The 17,362-nt window shown below is 68.1% G+C and carries 12 protein-coding genes; 6 read left to right on the top strand and 6 right to left on the bottom strand.

The window, feature by feature from the left end:
- Positions 1 to 341 precede the first annotated feature (341 nt).
- On the top strand, positions 342 to 1,832 hold the full coding sequence (locus VPH43_RS04960; protein WP_328576546.1) for a DEAD/DEAH box helicase: 1,491 nt from the start codon (positions 342 to 344) through the stop codon (positions 1,830 to 1,832).
- A gap of 401 nt (positions 1,833 to 2,233) precedes the next feature.
- Positions 2,234 to 4,990 (top strand): TonB-dependent receptor, encoded by a 2,757-nt coding sequence (locus VPH43_RS04955; RefSeq protein WP_328576545.1) that lies wholly within the window; start codon positions 2,234 to 2,236, stop codon positions 4,988 to 4,990.
- A gap of 59 nt (positions 4,991 to 5,049) precedes the next feature.
- On the opposite strand, the gene VPH43_RS04950 is transcribed toward VPH43_RS04955, so the two are convergent.
- Genes VPH43_RS04950 through VPH43_RS04940 form a run of 3 tightly spaced genes read right to left on the bottom strand, consistent with a single transcriptional unit; the run spans position 5,050 to position 7,314 of the window.
- Positions 5,050 to 5,406: an FKBP-type peptidyl-prolyl cis-trans isomerase gene (locus VPH43_RS04950; protein WP_328576544.1), complete on the bottom strand. Its 357-nt coding sequence runs from the start codon at positions 5,404 to 5,406 to the stop codon at positions 5,050 to 5,052.
- A gap of 31 nt (positions 5,407 to 5,437) precedes the next feature.
- Positions 5,438 to 6,322: a tRNA glutamyl-Q(34) synthetase GluQRS gene (gene gluQRS, locus VPH43_RS04945; protein ID WP_328576543.1), complete on the bottom strand. Its 885-nt coding sequence runs from the start codon at positions 6,320 to 6,322 to the stop codon at positions 5,438 to 5,440.
- Positions 6,322 to 7,314: a LysR family transcriptional regulator gene (locus VPH43_RS04940; RefSeq protein ID WP_328576542.1), complete on the bottom strand. Its 993-nt coding sequence runs from the start codon at positions 7,312 to 7,314 to the stop codon at positions 6,322 to 6,324. Before VPH43_RS04940 ends, gluQRS begins: the two co-directional genes overlap by 1 nt.
- A gap of 96 nt (positions 7,315 to 7,410) precedes the next feature.
- Between VPH43_RS04940 and VPH43_RS04935 the strand changes: the two genes are divergently transcribed.
- Positions 7,411 to 8,112 carry a pirin family protein gene (locus tag VPH43_RS04935; RefSeq protein ID WP_328576541.1) on the top strand — a complete coding sequence of 234 codons (702 nt, stop codon included), beginning with the start codon at positions 7,411 to 7,413 and terminating at the stop codon, positions 8,110 to 8,112.
- A gap of 118 nt (positions 8,113 to 8,230) precedes the next feature.
- Positions 8,231 to 10,405 (top strand): S9 family peptidase, encoded by a 2,175-nt coding sequence (locus VPH43_RS04930; RefSeq protein ID WP_328576540.1) that lies wholly within the window; start codon positions 8,231 to 8,233, stop codon positions 10,403 to 10,405.
- Between the two features lie 4 nt (positions 10,406 to 10,409).
- Here VPH43_RS04930 and VPH43_RS04925 read toward each other — a convergent pair whose 3' ends face one another.
- The 3 genes from VPH43_RS04925 to VPH43_RS04915 are packed head-to-tail and all read right to left on the bottom strand — an operon-like array spanning position 10,410 to position 13,123.
- Positions 10,410 to 11,156, bottom strand: a complete 747-nt coding sequence (locus VPH43_RS04925) for a sulfurtransferase (RefSeq protein WP_328576539.1) — start codon at positions 11,154 to 11,156, stop codon at positions 10,410 to 10,412.
- Positions 11,157 to 11,188: 32 nt separating this feature from the next.
- A complete protein-coding gene (locus VPH43_RS04920; RefSeq protein ID WP_328576538.1) occupies positions 11,189 to 11,947 on the bottom strand; it encodes a ferritin-like domain-containing protein in 759 nt (252 codons plus the stop codon).
- Between the two features lie 12 nt (positions 11,948 to 11,959).
- Positions 11,960 to 13,123, bottom strand: a complete 1,164-nt coding sequence (locus tag VPH43_RS04915) for a hypothetical protein (RefSeq protein ID WP_328576537.1) — start codon at positions 13,121 to 13,123, stop codon at positions 11,960 to 11,962.
- Between the two features lie 109 nt (positions 13,124 to 13,232).
- On the opposite strand from VPH43_RS04915, the gene dnaE reads away from it, so the two are divergent.
- Both dnaE and VPH43_RS04905 read left to right on the top strand, forming a co-directional pair.
- Positions 13,233 to 16,739 (top strand): DNA polymerase III subunit alpha, encoded by a 3,507-nt coding sequence (dnaE, locus tag VPH43_RS04910; RefSeq protein ID WP_328576536.1) that lies wholly within the window; start codon positions 13,233 to 13,235, stop codon positions 16,737 to 16,739.
- A gap of 118 nt (positions 16,740 to 16,857) precedes the next feature.
- A complete protein-coding gene (locus tag VPH43_RS04905) occupies positions 16,858 to 17,280 on the top strand; it encodes a hypothetical protein (RefSeq protein ID WP_328576535.1) in 423 nt (140 codons plus the stop codon).
- Positions 17,281 to 17,362: the final 82 nt, after the last annotated feature.

Raw genomic sequence — 17,362 nt, 5'->3', positions numbered from 1 at the left:
GCAGCGGGAGAAGAAGCGCAGCCGCTGAAGATTAGGGTTATTCCGGGATCCGCTGTAGAATCGCAGGCTGCCTTGGGGTGTGCTCCAGGGCAGTTCGTTCATCCCCTCTGACCTCTTCGATGCTTCCCGCAGGTTTTGCTGCGCGGCTGGTCTCGAATCCCCTCGTGGAACGGTTGGCGGCGATGCCGTCGCAGTAGGACCGTTTCACACCCGCGTTGCACGCGGGATCGGCGCATTCCTTCGCAAGCGACTTCACCTGGTGAGCCGTGTCGTGCTCGCCTCAGGTGCCTGGCGGCGTGCCCCCGTGCGCGCGGGGTGCCCTTGTTCGAGAGAAGAGAGTCATGAGTTTTGAATCCCTGGGCCTGAATCCCGCCCTGATCCGCGCCGTTGCCGATTCCGGCTACGAAAACGCCACCGACGTGCAGACGCGCGCCATCCCGCCGGCGCTGCAAGGCCACGACCTGCGTGTGTCTTCCTCCACCGGCAGCGGCAAGACGGCGTCCTTCGTGCTGCCCGCGCTGGAGCGCGTGCTGGCCGCCCGCGGCGACAACACCAAGCGCCGCGAAAAAGGCGTGGTGCAAGGCCCGCGCATCCTGGTGCTCACCCCCACCCGCGAACTCGCGCTGCAAGTGGCCAAGGCCACCGTCACCTATGGCCAGCATGTACAAGGCCTGCGCGTGGCCACCGTCGTGGGCGGCGTGCCCTACGGTGCCCAGCTCAAGGCGCTGCGCGGCCCGCTGGATGTGCTGATCGCCACCCCCGGCCGCCTGATCGACCACCTGGGCAGCGGCAAGTGCGTGCTCGACAACATCGAGATGCTGGTGCTGGACGAAGCCGACCGCATGCTCGACATGGGCTTCATCGACGACATCCACCACATCGCCGCGCAGACGCCCAAAGAGCGCCAGACCGTCATGTACAGCGCCACCTTCGCAGGCCACGTGGGCCGCCTGGCCGAAGAGCTGCTGAAGGAGACCGCGCAGACCATCGCGGTCGACTCGCACACCGACACGCACGAAAACATCACCCAGCGCCTGCACTGGGCCGACAACGGCCAGCACAAGGACGCGCTGCTCGACCACATCCTGACCGAGCGCGACATGGAGCAGGCCGTGGTGTTCACCAGCACCCAGCGCGACGCCGACTGGCTGGCCGACCGTCTGGCCGACATGGGCCATGCCGTGGCCTCGCTGCACGGCGGCATGCCGCAAGGCCGCCGCACCCGCGTGCTGCAGGGCCTGCGCAGCAAGCAGCTGCGCGTGCTGGTGGCCACCGACGTGGCCGCTCGTGGCATTGACGTGCCGACGATCAGCCACGTCATCAACTACGGCCTGCCGATGAAGGCCGAGGACTATGTGCACCGCATTGGCCGCACGGGCCGTGCCGGCCGCTCGGGCCTGGCGGTGACATTGGCCGAGCGCCGTGACCTGATCATGATCAAGCGCATCCAGCAGTTCACCACCCAGCCCATTCCGGTGGCCACGGTGACCGGCCTGGAACCCAAGCAGCCCGAGCCGCGCATCTTCGCCGGCCCGCCGAACGCCCGCCCGGGTGGCAAGCCCTTCGGTGGCAAGCCCGGCCCGCGCGGTGGCAAGCCGTCGTACGGCAAGCCGTTCGCTCCGCGCCAGGACGGTTTCCCGCCGCGTCGTGACGACGGTTTCGCGCCTCGTGGCGGCGACGGCTTTGCCGCGCGTCCGGCACGCGCACCGTTCGAAGCCGCGCCGCGCCATGACCGCGCACCGTTCGAACGCCAGGCTGCTGGCCCGCGCAAGGGCCCGGGTGCACCGTTCGGCAAGCCGGCGCGTCCGCGCCAGGGCGGCTTCGGCCGCTGATCCGCTCGGGTCAGCCCTCAGTTGCAGCGCCCCGCCGGTTCGCCCGCGGGGCGTTTTCCTTTGGTGGTCCCCGGGTGTGTTGCTGCACCCCAACGGGATGTGATCCGCAAACTAGGGATTGCCTGCCTTGGATGGTCCTGTCTAGACAACGTGCCAATTCATCGTGTTTGCCCCGTGCTGCCAAAACGCCGGAGCGGCGCGCAGGGTCTGCGCGCATGCGCGTGGCGGCCAGGCGCTGGGCCGGTGCCTCCACGGGCTGCGGATAAGCGGGTTTCCCTGGGGAAGGCTGCACCGGCCGATGGACAGAATCGGTTGGCTTTGGCAAGCCATCGGTTCATGAAGCCCCTGAGCTTGCCGGAGGAACAAGGTTCATCCGATCAACCTTTGCAGGAGAGAGGCTCATGTTCGACCGAACAGCAGTGGCGCGGGCGGTTGCCCTGGCAGTGGGAAGCCTGGTCTTGGCAGGCAGTGGCACGACCTGGGCGCAAGAGGCCCAGCGCGTGGAGATCACCGGTTCATCGATCAAGCGGGTGGACGCGGAGACCGCGCTGCCGGTGACCATCATGACGCGCGACCAGATCGAGAAGAGCGGCGCCACCAACGTGGAGGACCTGCTCAAGCGCGTGTCCGCCAGCACCGCCTTGGTGTCGGACACGACGCAAGGCGCCGGTTACGCCACCTCCAACGCCAACCTGCGCGGTCTGGGAGCCAACTCGACGCTGGTGCTGCTGAACGGCCGCCGCCTGGCGAACCATCCGTTCGGTTCCATCGGCGGCAGCGCGTCGGTGGACTTGAACAGCATTCCCTTTGCCGCCATCGATCGCATCGAGGTGCTTCGGGATGGCGCGTCTGCGGTGTACGGCACGGATGCCGTGGGCGGGGTGATCAACTTCATCACGCGGCGGGACTACCAGAGGGGAGAGGTCACGCTGCGCTATGGCGACACCGAGAAGGGCATTGGAGGCACGGAGCAGGGCCTGTCCATCGCCCTGGGGTTCGGTGACCTCGCGAGTGATCGCTTCAACGTGCTTGCAACAGCGAACTACCAGAAGAACAAGCGCCTGAAGGCCATCGAGCAGCAGCTGTACAACCGCGGCGTACAGGAGATCCCGGGGTCGTCTCCGCCCACCTCCGGCGGCGGTTTCCCAGGCCGCCTGACCGACTTCCGCATCACGCCGGGCGCATTCCCCGAACTCAACCCCGGGTCCCAGTTCCTCCCGTGCGATCCGCAGTTCACGGTCGTCGTCGAGCAACCCGCCAGCCCGAACGGAACCCCCCGGAAGATCTGCCGCTTCATCTATGCGGCCACGCTCGACAACCTGCCTGACCAGGAAAAGGGCGACCTGTTCACCCGGGTGAGCTACAACCTGTCGGACGACCATCAGCTGTTCCTGGAGGCGTCCTACGCGCGAAACCACAACATCGGCCGCGTGGCGCCCACCCCGATCTTCTGGGGTGCGACTCACCTGGATCCGGTGGCCGGCGACTATGCGCACCCCTTGATGCCGGTGAGCAGCCCCTTCTTCCCGAGCGACCTGCTGTTGCAGCTGGGCTATACGCCGGCGGACTTCGACCCGGACGGTGACGGGATGACCGAGGTGGCCCTGCGGGCCATCCCGGTGGGCAACCGAATCAACGACAACGTCAACACCCAGGCGCGGGTAGTCCTTGGTGCGCAGGGCACGATGGCCGGCTGGGACTACAACACCGCGCTCAACCTGTCGCAGGCCAAGGGCGCGCTGAACTACTTCGGCTACGTACACGAGGGCCGGTTCCTCGATGCACTGGCCACGGGCAACATCAATCCGTTCGGGCCCAGCAATGCGGCCGGCGATGCGCTATGGCAGTCGTCGCTGATGGAAGGCCCGATGCGGCGCTCCAAGAGCACGACCACCGAGATCGACTTCCGTGCCAGCCGCGAGCTGATGGCAATGGGCGGCGGCAACATGGCGCTCGCCTGGGGCGTCGACCTGCGCCGGGAAAAGGCCGAAGACGTGCCGGTCAACCCGGACTACTCTGCCGGCCTGCACATCGGCGGCGAAGGCTCGGTGCCCACGACCCGTGCGTCCCGGAGCATCAAGGCGGTGTTTGCAGAGCTGAATCTCCCCTTTGCCAAGGGTTGGGAGGCCGGCATCGCGGCACGGTACGACCACTACAGCGACTTCGGGTCGACCTTCAATCCCCGGGCCACGATCCGGTTCCAACCCACCCGGGAGTTGGCGTTGCGCGCTGCGGCGGGCACCGGCTTCCGTGCACCCACCTTGTGGGACGTGAACAGCCCGCCGGCGACCACCAACACCGCCAACAGCTTGAAGGACCCCGAGTGCCCTCCGGGCTTCGAAACGGATCCGAAGTGCGAGATCCAATACAACGTCCACAACTTCGCCAGCCCGAACCTGAAGCCTGAGAAGTCGCGGCAGTTCTCGGCAGGTGTGGTGTTCGAGCCCACCCGTTCCATCTCGGCCACGTTGGACTACTGGATGATCGTCAAGCGTGACCAGATCAGCGTGATCGGTGGCGATGCGATCCTGTCCGACCCTGCCCTGTACGCCAAGTACAGGGACCGCGTCGTGCGCAATGCGCAGGGCTTCATCTCGTACATCGAGACGCCGGTGCAGAACCTCGGTGAACTGCGCACCTCTGGTCTGGACATCGATCTGCGTGGCAATGTCCCGCTGGGCGAAGGGATGCGGCTGGGCGCTAGCCTGGTGGGCACCTACGTCGCGCAATGGAAACAACAGGCCGAGCGCGGCGGCGAGTTCACGAGTTACGTGGGCACAGCGGGAGACGGCGCTTCCGTGCAACCCGTGCCGCGCTGGCAGCACACCGCTGCAGTCGACCTGAGCGCCGGCCCATGGACGGTGACGCTGGAAAACGTGTTTGTGAAGGGCTGGACCGAGAGCGCTGCGCTGGTCGACTTCAACGTGGGCGTGCTCACCGAGCACAAGGTCAAGGACACCAGCCGCTTCAACGCCTCGGTCAGCTTCAAGGGCATCAAGGACCTGACCTTGCGCCTGGGCGTGCGCAACCTCACCGACGAGGAGCCGCCGTTCACGGCCGTGTCGTCATACGGATCGCATGCCGCCGGTTATGCGGCGTCGTTTGCCGACCCGCGCGGCCGGTTCTGGTACGGGGTGGTGTCCTACCAGTTCAAGTAAGCGCGCCGTCCACGCGTCACAAAGCCCGCCCCGGCTGCAAACCGGGCGGGCTTTTTTCATCAGACCGCCAGCAGCTCCACCTCGAACACCAGCGTCGCGTTCGGCGGAATCACGCCGCCCGCGCCACGGGCGCCGTAGCCCAGCTCCGGCGGGATGGTGAGCACGCGGGTGCCGCCGACCTTCATGCCCTGCACGCCTTCGTCCCAGCCCTTGATCACATGGCCCGCGCCCAGGGGGAACTCGAAGGGATCGTCGCGGTCCTTGCTGGAGTCGAACTTGCGGCCGCGCGCATTGGCTTGCGTGGGGTCGTGCAGCCAGCCGGTGTAGTGCACACGCACCGTCTGGCCCTTGTGCGCTTCGGCGCCCTGGCCCGGCGTGGTGTCTTCGTACTGCAGGCCCGAGGGTGTGGTGGTCATGGCAACTCCTTTGAAACGTCGAAGGGGCGCATCATGCCATCCAGCGCCCCCGCCATGCCGGCACCGCGGATGCCAGCCAGTCGGCGGATGTGGCGGCGCTCTGTGGCGGCAGCCCCAGCACCTCGGCTGCCGCCTGCAAGGCCTCGATCGGGCGGGCGACGTCCAGGGCCGGTGCGCCGTGTTGCTTGGACAGCTTCTCGCCCCGCGCATCGCGCACCAGCGGCGTGTGCAGATACCGTGGCAGGGCAAGCCGGAGCAGGCGCTGCAGGTGGATCTGGCGCGCCGTGTTGTCGGCCAGGTCCTCGCCGCGCACGATGTGCGTGATGCCTTGTTCGGCGTCGTCCACCACCACGGCCAGCTGGTAGGCCCACAGGCCGTCGGCGCGGCGCAGCACGAAGTCACCCACCGCGTGGGTGACGTCCTGGCGCTGCGGGCCGAGGCGGCGGTCATGCCAGTCGACCACGACGGGGCGGGCCTCATCCCCGCAGCGCACGCGCCAGGCGCGGGGTGCGGCCGTGGGCGGGGCAAGGCGGCAGGTTCCCGGGTACACCAGCTCGTGGTGGCGCGCATGCGGGCGGCCAGCCGCCTCCAGCGCCAGCTCGATCTGCCGGCGGGTGCAGCGGCAACCATAGGCGTCACCCCGGGCGATCAGGCGCTGCAGGGCTGCCTCGTACCCCGCGGCGCGTTGGGACTGCCACACCGGCGGCTCGTCCGGCCGCAGGCCCAGGGCCGTGAGCTGGCGCAGGATCTCGACGTCTGCACCCGGCATGCAGCGCGGTGTGTCCACGTCCTCGATGCGCACCAGCCAGCGGCCGCCATGCGCACGCGCATCCAGCCAGCTGGCCAGCGCCGCCACCAGCGAGCCGGCATGCAGCGGGCCGGTGGGCGAGGGCGCAAAGCGGCCGATGTACTCCATCAGTCCACCGCGCTGGCCAGCAGGCCGGCATGGTGCTCGATCAGTGCGCGGCGGGTGGCGGGACTGTCCAGCTGGGCGAGCCACCATTGCAGCGCCAGCCCTTGCGGTGCCTTGCGCGGCTGGGGCACGGCGCCAGCGCGCCAGGCGTAGCCGAAGCGCGCCTTGTGCAGCGTGCGCGCCACCTCCTTCACCACCAGCCGGCCGGCGCGGATGTGTTCGCGCGCCAGCGGCTCGGGCACGAAGCCGCAACCCAGGCAACGCACCTGCGCTTCGATCTTGGCCTGCACGCTGGCCACGGTGAACACCTCCTGCCCGGGCAGCAGGTTCACCGTGCGTGGCGACATGCGCTGGGCCGTGTCCGCCACCGCCACGGCGCGGTGGGTCAGCAGTTCGGCATCGGTGATGGGGCCGTCATGCGCGGCCAGTGGATGATGCGGCGCCACCGCGAACACGAAGTCCATGTCGCCCAGCGGCTGCGCGTCCACGCCGGCCGGCGGCGGTGTGTCACCGAACGCGCCGATCGCCAGGTCGGCCTGGCCGGACAGCAGCGCCTCCCAGGTGCCGGACATCACTTCGGTGCGCAGGCGCAGCCGGGTGCCCGGCCCGTCCCGTCCATCGGGCCGCAGGGCATAAAACGCCTCGCACAGCTCGAACATGGTCAGCCGCGACAAGGCGCCGTCCACCGCGATGGTGAGCTGCGTCTCCCAGCCGGTGGACACGCGCTTGACCCGGTTGGCCACCGCTTCCATCTCGGCCAGCAGGCGCCTGCCTTCGTTGAGCAGCTCCTCGCCGGCCGCGGTGAGCTGGGCCTGGCGCGAGCGCCGGTCGAACAGCAGCACATCGAGCGCGTCCTCCAGCTGGCGCACGCTGTAGGTGAGGGCGGAGGGCACCTTGCCGAGCTCGCGCGCGGCCGCGGCGAAGCTGCCGGTGCGTGCGATGGTGTCCATCATCGCCAGCGCTTCGGGCGTGAGGGCATGGTGTTGGTCGGGCATGGAGTTCATCTTATTTGAACGTTCGCTTCAAGCACGCCCCGCCGCCGCATGGCCACGGCTGCCTACAGTGAAGTGACAGCACAAGGAGCACGCCCCATGATCGAACTGATTCGCGCCGCGGACCGTGGTTTTGCCGACCACGGCTGGCTGAAGTCGTACCACAGCTTCTCGTTTGCGGACTACCACAACCCACGCCGCATGGGTTTCGGCAACCTGCGCGTGATCAACGAGGACCGCATCGCGCCTGGCACCGGCTTTGGCACGCACGGCCACCGCGACATGGAAATCGTGAGCTACGTGCTGGAGGGTGAGCTGGCCCACAAGGACAGCCTGGGCACCGGCGCGGTCATCATGCCCGGCGACGTGCAGCGCATGAGCGCGGGCAGCGGCGTGCGCCACAGTGAGTTCAACCATGCCGAGGGCCGGGCCACGCATTTCCTGCAGATCTGGATCCTGCCCGACCGCATGAACGTGGCGCCCAGCTACGAGCAGAAGCGCTTTGCGGATGAGGACAAGCGCGGCCGGCTGCGGCTGGTGGCCTCACAGGACGGGCGCGACGGGTCCCTGACACTCAACGCCGACGCCGCACTGCACGCCGGGCTGTTCGATGGTGAGGAGCGCGCAGAGCTGGCGTTGGACCCGGCTCGGCTGGCCTATGTGCACCTGGTACGCGGCAGGCTGCATGTGAACGGCCAGCTGCTGGCGGCAGGCGATGCGCTGGCCCTTGCCCAGGAGGAGCGCCTGGTGCTGGGCGGCGGTGAGGCAGCCGAGGTGCTGGTGTTCGACCTGGCCCCCTGAGCGCGGGGTAGCGGCGCGCGTGGCGGTCCCCGCGCAGGCGGCTTCGGGCCGGGGCTGCCTACACTCGCGCTTTGCTTGCTGCGCGCGGCGTCTGCGGAGACCGCGCGCCCATCCTCCCATGCTGAATCGACTCCTGTTGCGGCTGCTGCCGCACACCCTGGCGCTGGTGTTCTGTGCGTGCGCCACCGACACGCCGACGCCCGCTGCGGCCGATGCCGCCTCCACGCCCGTGGCACCCCGGGCCGCCCGTGTGCCGAAGGACGTGAGCGTTCATGGCGACCAGCGAATCGACGACTACTTCTGGCTGCGCGAGCGCGACAACCCGGAGGTGCTGGCCTACCTGCGCGCCGAGGCCGCCTACACGGCCGCCTGGTTCAAGCCGCTCGACGGCTTTCGTGAGCGCCTCTACCAGGAGATGCTGGGCCGGGTGCAGCAGGCCGACGAAGCCGTGCCGACCCGCGATGGCGCGCACTGGTACTTCAGCCGCACGGTCGAAGGCGGCCAGTACCCGGTTTACCTGCGTCGCCAGGCGCAGGGGACGCAACGGCGTTATGACCCGCAGGCGCCCGAACAGGTGCTGCTGGACCTGAACGAGATGGCGCGCGGCCGCAAGTTCCTCGCGCTGGGCGACATGGCGGTCAGCCCAGATGGCCGGCTGCTCGCTTATTCCACCGACGACACCGGCGCGCGCGATTTCCTGCTCCAGGCCAAGGACATCGCCACCGGCCAGCCCCTGCCCTGGCAGCGCCACAAGGTGTCCAGCTTCCAATGGGCACTGGACAACCGCACGATCTTCTACACCACCGACGACGACGCCAAGCGCAGCCATCGCCTCTGGCGCCACACCCTCGGCCAGCCGGGCCCTGACACCCTGCTGTACGAGGAGAAGGATGAGTTGTTCGACCTGCAGCTGTCGCACACCCAGGACCGGCGCTACCTGGTGCTCAGCAGCGTGAGCAAGGACACCACCGAGCTGCGCGTGCTGGACGCGGCCACGCCGCGCGCCGCCTGGCGCACGGTGCTGCCGCGCCGTACCGGCCGCGAATACCAGCTGGAGCACCGCAACGGCCTGTTCTACCTGCTGGTCAACGACACCGGGCGCAACTTCCGCCTCGTCAGCACCCCGGCGGCCAAGCCGTCCCTGCAGGGCGCGCGGGAGCTGGTGGCGCATCGGCCTGACGCCATGCTGGAGCAGCTGACGATGCTGCGCGGGCACATGGTGCTGCAGGAGCGTGAAGAGGGGTCGATCAAGCTGCGGGTGTTCGACTTCAAGAGCGGCCGCCAGCACCGCATCGCCTTCCACGAGGCGGTGTACACCGCCTCGGCCAGCGACAACCCCGAATACGACACGGACAGCTTCCGCTTCGCCTTCCAGTCGCTCACCGTGCCACCGTCGGTCTACGACTACGACCTGGCGCGCCAGACGCGCACCCTGCGCAAGGTGCAGCCGGTGCTGGGTGGCTACGACCCGGCGCGGTATGCGTCCGAACGCGTCTGGGCCACGGCCACCGACGGCACGCGCGTTCCGGTGTCGCTGGTGTACCGGCGCGACCTGCGCCGGCCCGGCGTGCCGCAGCCCACGCTGCTCTACGGCTATGGCAGCTACGGCCTGCCGATGGACCCGCGCTTCTCGTCCGCGCGGCTGTCGCTGCTGGACCGGGGCGTGGTGTTCGCCATCGCCCACATCCGCGGCGGCGGGGACCTCGGCCGCGCCTGGTACGACGCCGGCAAGCTCGAGCGCAAGATGACCACCTTCACCGACTTCATCAGCGCCGCCGAGGCGCTGGTGCAGCAGGGCTTCACCACGCCGCAGCAGCTGATCATCCAGGGCGGCAGCGCCGGTGGCTTGTTGATGGGCGCAGTCACCAACCTGCGGCCGGACCTGTTCAAGGCGGTGGTGGCGGAGGTGCCGTTCCTGGACGTGATCAACACCATGCTGGACGAGACGCTGCCGCTGACCACCGGCGAGTTCATCGAGTGGGGCAACCCCAAGATCGAATCGCAATACCGCTGGATGCGCTTCTACAGCCCCTACGACAACCTGATGCCCGGCGCCTACCCGGCGATGTACCTGCGCACCAGCTTCAACGACAGCCAGGTGCCCTACTGGGAGCCGGCCAAATACGTGGCCAAGCTGCGCACCTTGAAGACCGACACCCAGCCGCTGCTGTTCGACATCAACATGGACGCCGGCCATGGGGGCGCGTCGGGTCGATTCGATGCGCTGAAGGAGCGGGCACAGGTGTACACCTTCATGCTGCAGCAGTGGGGGCTCACCGCCGCGCCGAACTGAACGCTCAATCTGCTGGCTGCAGGGCCGGGTCCAACGCGATGCGCTCGTCGAACACGAAGCAGTCGCCGCGCCAGTGCGGCGCGCCGGGCGCCTCTTCAAAGTACTTGAGGATGCCGCCTTCGAGCTGGTACACATGGTCCAGCCCGGCGCTCTGCATCACCAGCGCGGCTTTTTCGCAGCGGATGCCGCCGGTGCAGTAGCTCACCACCGTCTTGCCGGCCAGCTCGTCGCGGTGGGCCTGCAGCGCAGCCGGAAAGTCGCTGAACTTGGCCAGGCGCCAATCGATGGCGCCTTCGAAGGCGCCCTGGTCCACCTCGAACGCGTTGCGGGTGTCCAGCGTCACCACCGGCCGGCCGTCATCGTCATGGCCCTGGGCCAGCCAGCGGGCCAGCGTCGCGGGCGCCACCGCGGGGGCCCGGCCCGCCGCCGGCCGCACGGCCGGCATGTTCATGCGGATGATCTCGCGCTTGACCTTCACCCGCAGGCGCTTGAAGGGCACCTCGGCGCTGGTGCTCTCCTTGGGCTGCAGGTCGGCGAACCGGGGGTCGGCGCGCAGCACTGCCAGCCACTCGCGCACCGGCGTTTCCTGGCCGGCGACGAACAGGTTGATGCCCTCTTCGGCCAGCAGCACGGTGCCCTTCAGGCCACGCGCTTCAGCCTGCGCCAGCAGGTGCTGCTGCAGCGCGGGCAGGTCGTGCAGCTCGACGAACTTGTAGGCGGAGAGATTGAGGATGGGCAGCGCGGGCAGCATGGCCCGCGCATTGTAGGAAGGGGCTCAGGCGCCTAGTGCCGCGTGCCGTCGCCCGCCTCGTGGCGACGGGCGGCGTCCTGCAGCGTGAGCTGCTCGGCCCAGGCGCGCACCTGCTGCAGGTGGTCAGCCTCCTGGTCCAGCGCCAGCTGGAATCGCTGCGCCATCTCATCATGGCCCAGCGACTGGGCCAGGCCGATCAGCATCTCCCAGCCCGCGTTGTCCAGCAGCTCCGCGTCCAGCACCACGTGCAGGCATTGCGGCACCGTGGTGCGAGGGTCGTTCATCGCCTGCATGAGCCCCATGCTTTCCACGCCCACCAGGTCCGCGCAGGGTGTTTGCGCGGTGGGGTCGGCACCGATGCTCTTGATCGCCTCGACCACCAGCGCGAAGTGCTGCGCTTCCTCCTCGCGGAAGCGGCGCAGCGTGTCCAGCGCGCCAGCCGGCAGCACCTCGGGCGCGGCTTCGCACTTGATGAGCAGCGCGTCGTACAGGCGGGTGCCGCCGCGCTCGAAGGCCAGGCGCTCGCCCAGCTTGTCCACCAGCACCTGCGGATGTCTGCCCTTGAGCATGTCGGCCGCGGAAGCCAGCGTGCCCTTCAAGGTGCCGGGCACCGGCACGGAGCCCAGGCCTTCGGAGTCCTCGATGTAGGGCCGGCGAACGCTGGCCAGGCCCGCTTCGGCGGCAAAGGCGTCGGCAGGCAGCCGGTCGCTGGCGTGTTCCATGGACCTTGCGTCGATGGGCGACATCTGCACGCCGGTGCGGTTGCGTCCCAGGGGGGTGTGTTGTTCCATGATGGTGTCTCCTCAGGCGGCGTTGCGATTGAGCTCGGTGCCGGCGGTCCAGCGGTAGCCCACGGCCACCAGCTCGGAGGGCGAGCCTTCGGAATTGAGCTGCATGCGGTAGTCCAGCGACAGCGGGCTCTCCTGCCCCTTGTCGACGAACTGGCTGCCGTTGGCGCGCAGGTCCACCTCCTTGGCGAGCACCTCGCGCACGAACTCGCGTTGCGACTGGATCGGGATCGGATCGGGCAGCACCTGGGGCAGCACCTCGGCCGCATCGCGCCGCTCGTGCTGCTCGAACAGTTTGACCACGTGGTGCAGCTGGCCCAGCTCGTAGTCCAGGAAGCGCTCCCAGATGGCCCGGATGCGCGGGTTGGTCTCCTGCTGCACGCAGCCGTGGTAGTTGTAGACCTCCATCGCCTCGTGCAGCAGCCACTTCTCGAGCCAGCTCTCGTCCGGATCGATGATGGATTCGTACTGCGTGGTGTGCTGCTCCTCGATGGAGGCGATCTCGGCGTAGAGCTGGCGCGCCACCGGGTCGGCGAACAGCGGGCCGATGTTCATGTAGTAGTTGTGGGTCTGCTGCTCGGCCGCCATGATGGTCAGCGCATGCAGCTTGGACAGCGGGTCGGCCGCCACCCGGCTGTACGGCTCGCGCAGGTCGTCGTCGGGGTCCCGGTGCTCCTCGATCGTGGGCCGGCCAGGCAGGATGTCGGTGTAGCTCTGCAGGATGTTGTTGGCGTCCTTGCCCTCCAGCCGGTCCAGCAGGGCGGAGTAGCGGTACATGTGGTCAAAGTCCTCCAGCAGACCGAAGCGGTACACCTGCGCCAGGTAGGGGTCGGGCTCGCGCAGCGCCACGCCGGCGGTGACGTCGATCGCCACCTGCTCGTAGGCGATGGTGGTCTCCAGCGGAGAATGGTCCGCGCCGATCAGCCAGTTGATCATCGTGGCCTGGTGCTGCTCCACGCGCCGGATGCGCGCCAGTGCCGGCTGCAGCACCCGGTTCATGCGGGCGCACGAATGCGAGAAGCGCGAGGCTTCCATTTCCAGCCCGTTCATCAGGATGATGCGCACGCGCGTATAGGCGTCGTCGTCGAGCTTGCTGATCGGCTTTTGCACCAGGTCGCGCCAGGTGAAGCGCTGCTTGTCCAGCGGACAGCCGCGTGTGTCGAAGAGATTGAGTGCCATGCCAGTCTCCAGTCATGTGTCGGGGGGTCACATGGGAGAAGCGCGGCAATCCCGATACCTGGGAAGCGCACGGAAGGTGCCTGCGAAACGGCTCTCTACAATCCGGTGAATGCCCTTCGTCCACCTGCGCACCCACACCGAATTTTCAGTCGTCGACGGCACCCTGCGCATCGACGATGCGGCCGGCGCGGCCCGCGACGACGCCCAGGTGGCACTGGCGATCACCGACCTGAACAACCTGTTCGGCGCGGTGAAGTTCTATACGGCCTGCCGCAAGAAAGGCGTCAAGCCGATCATCGGTGCCGACGTGTGGATGGAGCCGGAGCCGGGCGACAAGCTGCCCAGCCGGCTGGCGCTGCTGGTGCAAAGCAGCGAGGGCTATCACAACCTGTCGGAGCTGCTGGCGCGCGGCTGGACGCGCAATGCGCAGCGCGCCCAGGCCTGGATCAAGTGGGACTGGCTGCAGGAGCTGGGCAGCGGGCTGATCGTGCTGTCCGGCGCCGAGGGCGGCGTGGTGGGGCAGGCGCTGCTGGCCGGTGACCGCAAGCGCGCGGCCACCTCGGCGCAGCGGCTGGGCGAGCTGTTTCCCGGCCGCTTCTACCTGGAGCTGCAGCGTGCCGGCCTGCCCAACAACGAAGCGCATGTGCGCGCCACCGTGCCGCTGGCCGCGGAGCTGAAGCTGCCGGTGGTGGCCACGCATCCCGTGCAGTTCCTGGCGCCGGATGATTTCGAGGCGCATGAGGCCCGGGTCTGCATTGCACAAGGCGAAACCCTGGCCGACCCGCGCCGCGTGAAACGCTTCACGCGAGAGCAGTACTTCAAGACCCAGGCGCAGATGGAGGCGCTGTTCGCCGATGTGCCCTCGGCCGTGGCCAACACCACCGAGATCGCCCGGCGTTGCAACCTCACGCTGGTGCTGGGCAAGCCACGGCTGCCGGACTTTCCCACGCCGAACGGCATGCCGATCGAGGCCTACTTCCGCCAGGCGTCCTTCGAAGGTCTGGAAGATCGGCTGCAGCTGCTGTACCCCGACGCGGCCGAGCGGGACAAACAGCGCCCGCGCTACGTGGAGCGACTGGAGTTCGAGATTGGCACCATCCTGAAGATGGGCTTCCCGGGCTATTTCCTGATCGTGTCGGACTTCATTCTCTGGGCCAAGAACAACGGCTGCCCGGTGGGGCCTGGCCGCGGCTCCGGCGCCGGCTCGCTGGTGGCCTACGCCCTGAAGATCACCGACCTGGACCCGCTGCAGTACAACCTGCTGTTCGAGCGTTTCCTGAACCCGGAGCGCGTGTCCATGCCCGACTTCGACGTGGACTTCTGCCAGGGCAACCGCGACCGCGTGATCGAGTACGTGAAGGACAAGTACGGCCGCGAGGCGGTGAGCCAGATCGCCACCTTCGGCACCATGGCGGCCAAGGCCGCGCTGCGCGACGTGGGCCGCGTGCTCGGCATGGGCTACGGCCACGTCGATTCCATCGCCAAGCTGATCCCGGCGCCTCCGGGGAAAACCGTCACCCTGGCCAAGGTGCCCGAGAAGCCGGACCCGGGGATCATCTACGCCCGCAAGGAAGCGCCGGAGCTCGAGCAGCGCGAAGCCGCCGAAGAGGAAGTGGCGGCGCTGCTGGAGCTGGCCGCGCGCGTGGAAGGCATGGTGCGCAACATCGGCATGCACGCCGGCGGCGTGCTGATCGCGCCCGGCAAGATCACCGACTTCTGCCCGCTCTACCAGCAGCCCGGCAGCGACTCCGCGGTGAGCCAGTACGACAAGGACGACGTGGAGGCGATCGGCCTGGTGAAGTTCGACTTCCTGGGCCTGGCCACGCTCACGATCCTGGAGCTCGCCAAGGAGTTCATCGTCGCCCGCTACCCGGAGCAGAAGGACTTCCAGTTCGAGACGATTCCGCTGGACGACCCGCGGGTCTACAAGCTGTTCTCCGACGGCCTGACCGAAGCGGTGTTCCAGTTTGAAAGCCGCGGCATGCAGGGCATGCTGCGCGACGCCAAGCCCAACCGCCTGGAAGACCTGATCGCGCTTAACGCGCTGTACCGGCCGGGCCCGATGGACCTGATCCCCACCTTCGTCGCGCGCAAGCACGGCAAGGAGCCGGTGGAGTATCCGCATCCGCTGGCCGAACCGGTGCTGGCCGAGACCTACGGGATCATGGTCTACCAGGAGCAGGTGATGCAGACGGCGCAGGTGCTGGGCGGCTATTCGCTCGGCGGCGCCGACATGCTGCGCCGGGCCATGGGCAAGAAGAAGCCCGAGGAGATGGCCAAGCACCGCGAGATCTTCCGTGAGGGCGCGGCCAAGAAGGGCATCAGCCAGGAGAAGGCCGACGAGGTCTTCGACCTGATGGAAAAGTTCGCGGGCTACGGCTTCAACAAGTCGCACGCCGCCGCCTACTCGCTGCTGGCGTACCACACCGCCTGGCTCAAGGTGCATTTCACGGCCGAGTTCTTTGCCGCGAACATGACCATCGAAATGGACGACACCGACAAGCTCAAGGTGTTGCTCAACGATGCGAAGAACTTCGGCATCACCTTCGAGCCGCCGAACGTGAACACTGGGGTCCACCGCTTCGAGCCGGTGAACCGAAAGCTCATTCGCTACGGGCTCGGCGCGGTGAAGGGCACGGGGCAGGGCGCGATCGAGGCCATCGTCGCGGCCCGCGACGGCAAGGACGGCTCCGGCGGCGGGCCGTTCCGCAGCCTCTTCGACTTCTGCGCGCGGGTGGACCGCAGCCGCATCAACAAGCGCGTGGTGGAAGCCTTGATCAAGGCCGGTGCCTTCGACCTGCTGCACCCGGACCGCGCGAGCACCCTGGCGAGCGTGTCGCTTGCGTTCGAATGGGCGGATTCCCAGGCTGCGCACGTGGACCAGGGCGGCCTGTTCGACTTTGGCGACTCGCATGCCGCCTCCACCCAGGAGCCGGCGCTGGTGGACGTGGAGCCCTGGAGCATCAAGGAGCGGCTGACGCTGGAGAAGACGGCGATCGGCTTTTACCTGTCGGGCCACATGTTCGACCAGAGCGAGGGTGAGGTGCGCCAGTTCGTGCGCCGCCAGATCGCCGACCTGGTGGACAGCCGCGAGCCGCAGATGCTGGCCGGCATCGTGGGCGATTTGCGCATCGTCAACGGCCAGCGCGGCCGGGTGGCGATCTTCAAGCTCGACGACAAAAGCGAGTTCATCGAGGCGGTGGCGGACGAGAAGCTGCTCGATGCGAACAAGGACCTGCTGAAGGACGACGAGCTCATCATCGTGCAGGGCAAGGTGCAGCCGGACCGGTTCTCCGGCGGCCTGCGGCTGAACGTGATGCAGGTGTGGAGCCTGGCGGCGGCGCGCTGCCGCTTCGCCCGCTACCTGCGCGTGGCGGTCAATGGCACGGTGCCACCGGTGCAGCAGCTGCTGCGGGAGTTCCCGCCCAAGCGCGAGGCCACCGAACAGGGCGACCTGGTGCAAGGGCTCACCGTGCGGCTGATGCTGCAGCGCGAGGGTGCGGTCGGAGAACTTGATCTTGGCGACGAGGGCCGCTTCTTCCCCAGCGATGCCGCGCTGCTGCGCTGGCAGCAGGCAGCCCACGGTGCCGCGCAGTTGGTGTACGAAGCGGGCTGAAGCGCTGAAACAGCCGGCAACAGCGGCGCCTTTCGTGAAGAAGTGTGGCTGCTGTCGGCAGTCGGGCTGATCCGGGCGTTGAACAATGCACCAGCCTCACTGTCGTTGCGCTCATCCCATGAAAAAACTCCTGCTTGTCCTCGCCGCCGCCGGCGCTGCCGCCACCACGGCCAGCCCTGTGTTTGCCGCCGATGTGGGCGTGTCTGTGTCGGTCAACCAGCCGGGTTTCTACGGCCGTGTGGACATCAACCAGCCGCCCCCCCCGGTGGCGCTGGTCTACGCCCAGCCGGTGATCATTGCCCGGCCGCCGGTGCAGGTGGTGCAGCAGCCGATCTACCTGCATGTGCCGCCCGGCCACGAGAAGAAGTGGTCCAAGCATTGCCACAAGTACAACGCCTGCGGCCAGCCGGTCTACTTCGTGCGTGACACCTACTACCAGCAACACTACGTGGTGCGCCAGGGCGACGACCACGATGGTGGCGAAGGCCACGGTCACGGCCATGGCAAGGGCAAAGGCAAGGGGCACGGCAAGCACGACTGAGGGATGCGCCGCCTGGGGGTGTGCGGTATTGACGGGTTTTGATGCCGTGTCGCCACGCCCGCCGGGCTGACCCTGATCCTTC

This window comes from Ideonella sp. BN130291 (assembly GCF_036231905.1).
Classification (GTDB): Bacteria; Pseudomonadota; Gammaproteobacteria; order Burkholderiales; family Burkholderiaceae_C; genus CAMLIZ01.
The sequence above is the reverse complement of the archived record's forward strand: the minus strand, read 5'-3'. Positions and strand labels throughout refer to the sequence as shown.

Excerpts from the sequence above, each read along its gene's own strand:
- VPH43_RS04960 (WP_328576546.1), top strand. The coding sequence starts at position 342 with ATGAGTTTTGAATCCCTGGGCCTGAATCCCGCCCTGATCCGCGCCGTT.
- VPH43_RS04955 (WP_328576545.1), top strand. The coding sequence starts at position 2,234 with ATGTTCGACCGAACAGCAGTGGCGCGGGCGGTTGCCCTGGCAGTGGGA.
- VPH43_RS04950 (WP_328576544.1), bottom strand. The coding sequence starts at position 5,406 with ATGACCACCACACCCTCGGGCCTGCAGTACGAAGACACCACGCCGGGC.
- gluQRS (WP_328576543.1), bottom strand. The coding sequence starts at position 6,322 with ATGGAGTACATCGGCCGCTTTGCGCCCTCGCCCACCGGCCCGCTGCAT.
- VPH43_RS04940 (WP_328576542.1), bottom strand. The coding sequence starts at position 7,314 with ATGCCCGACCAACACCATGCCCTCACGCCCGAAGCGCTGGCGATGATG.
- VPH43_RS04935 (WP_328576541.1), top strand. The coding sequence starts at position 7,411 with ATGATCGAACTGATTCGCGCCGCGGACCGTGGTTTTGCCGACCACGGC.
- VPH43_RS04930 (WP_328576540.1), top strand. The coding sequence starts at position 8,231 with ATGCTGAATCGACTCCTGTTGCGGCTGCTGCCGCACACCCTGGCGCTG.
- VPH43_RS04925 (WP_328576539.1), bottom strand. The coding sequence starts at position 11,156 with ATGCTGCCCGCGCTGCCCATCCTCAATCTCTCCGCCTACAAGTTCGTC.
- VPH43_RS04920 (WP_328576538.1), bottom strand. The coding sequence starts at position 11,947 with ATGGAACAACACACCCCCCTGGGACGCAACCGCACCGGCGTGCAGATG.
- VPH43_RS04915 (WP_328576537.1), bottom strand. The coding sequence starts at position 13,123 with ATGGCACTCAATCTCTTCGACACACGCGGCTGTCCGCTGGACAAGCAG.
- dnaE (WP_328576536.1), top strand. The coding sequence starts at position 13,233 with ATGCCCTTCGTCCACCTGCGCACCCACACCGAATTTTCAGTCGTCGAC.
- VPH43_RS04905 (WP_328576535.1), top strand. The coding sequence starts at position 16,858 with ATGAAAAAACTCCTGCTTGTCCTCGCCGCCGCCGGCGCTGCCGCCACC.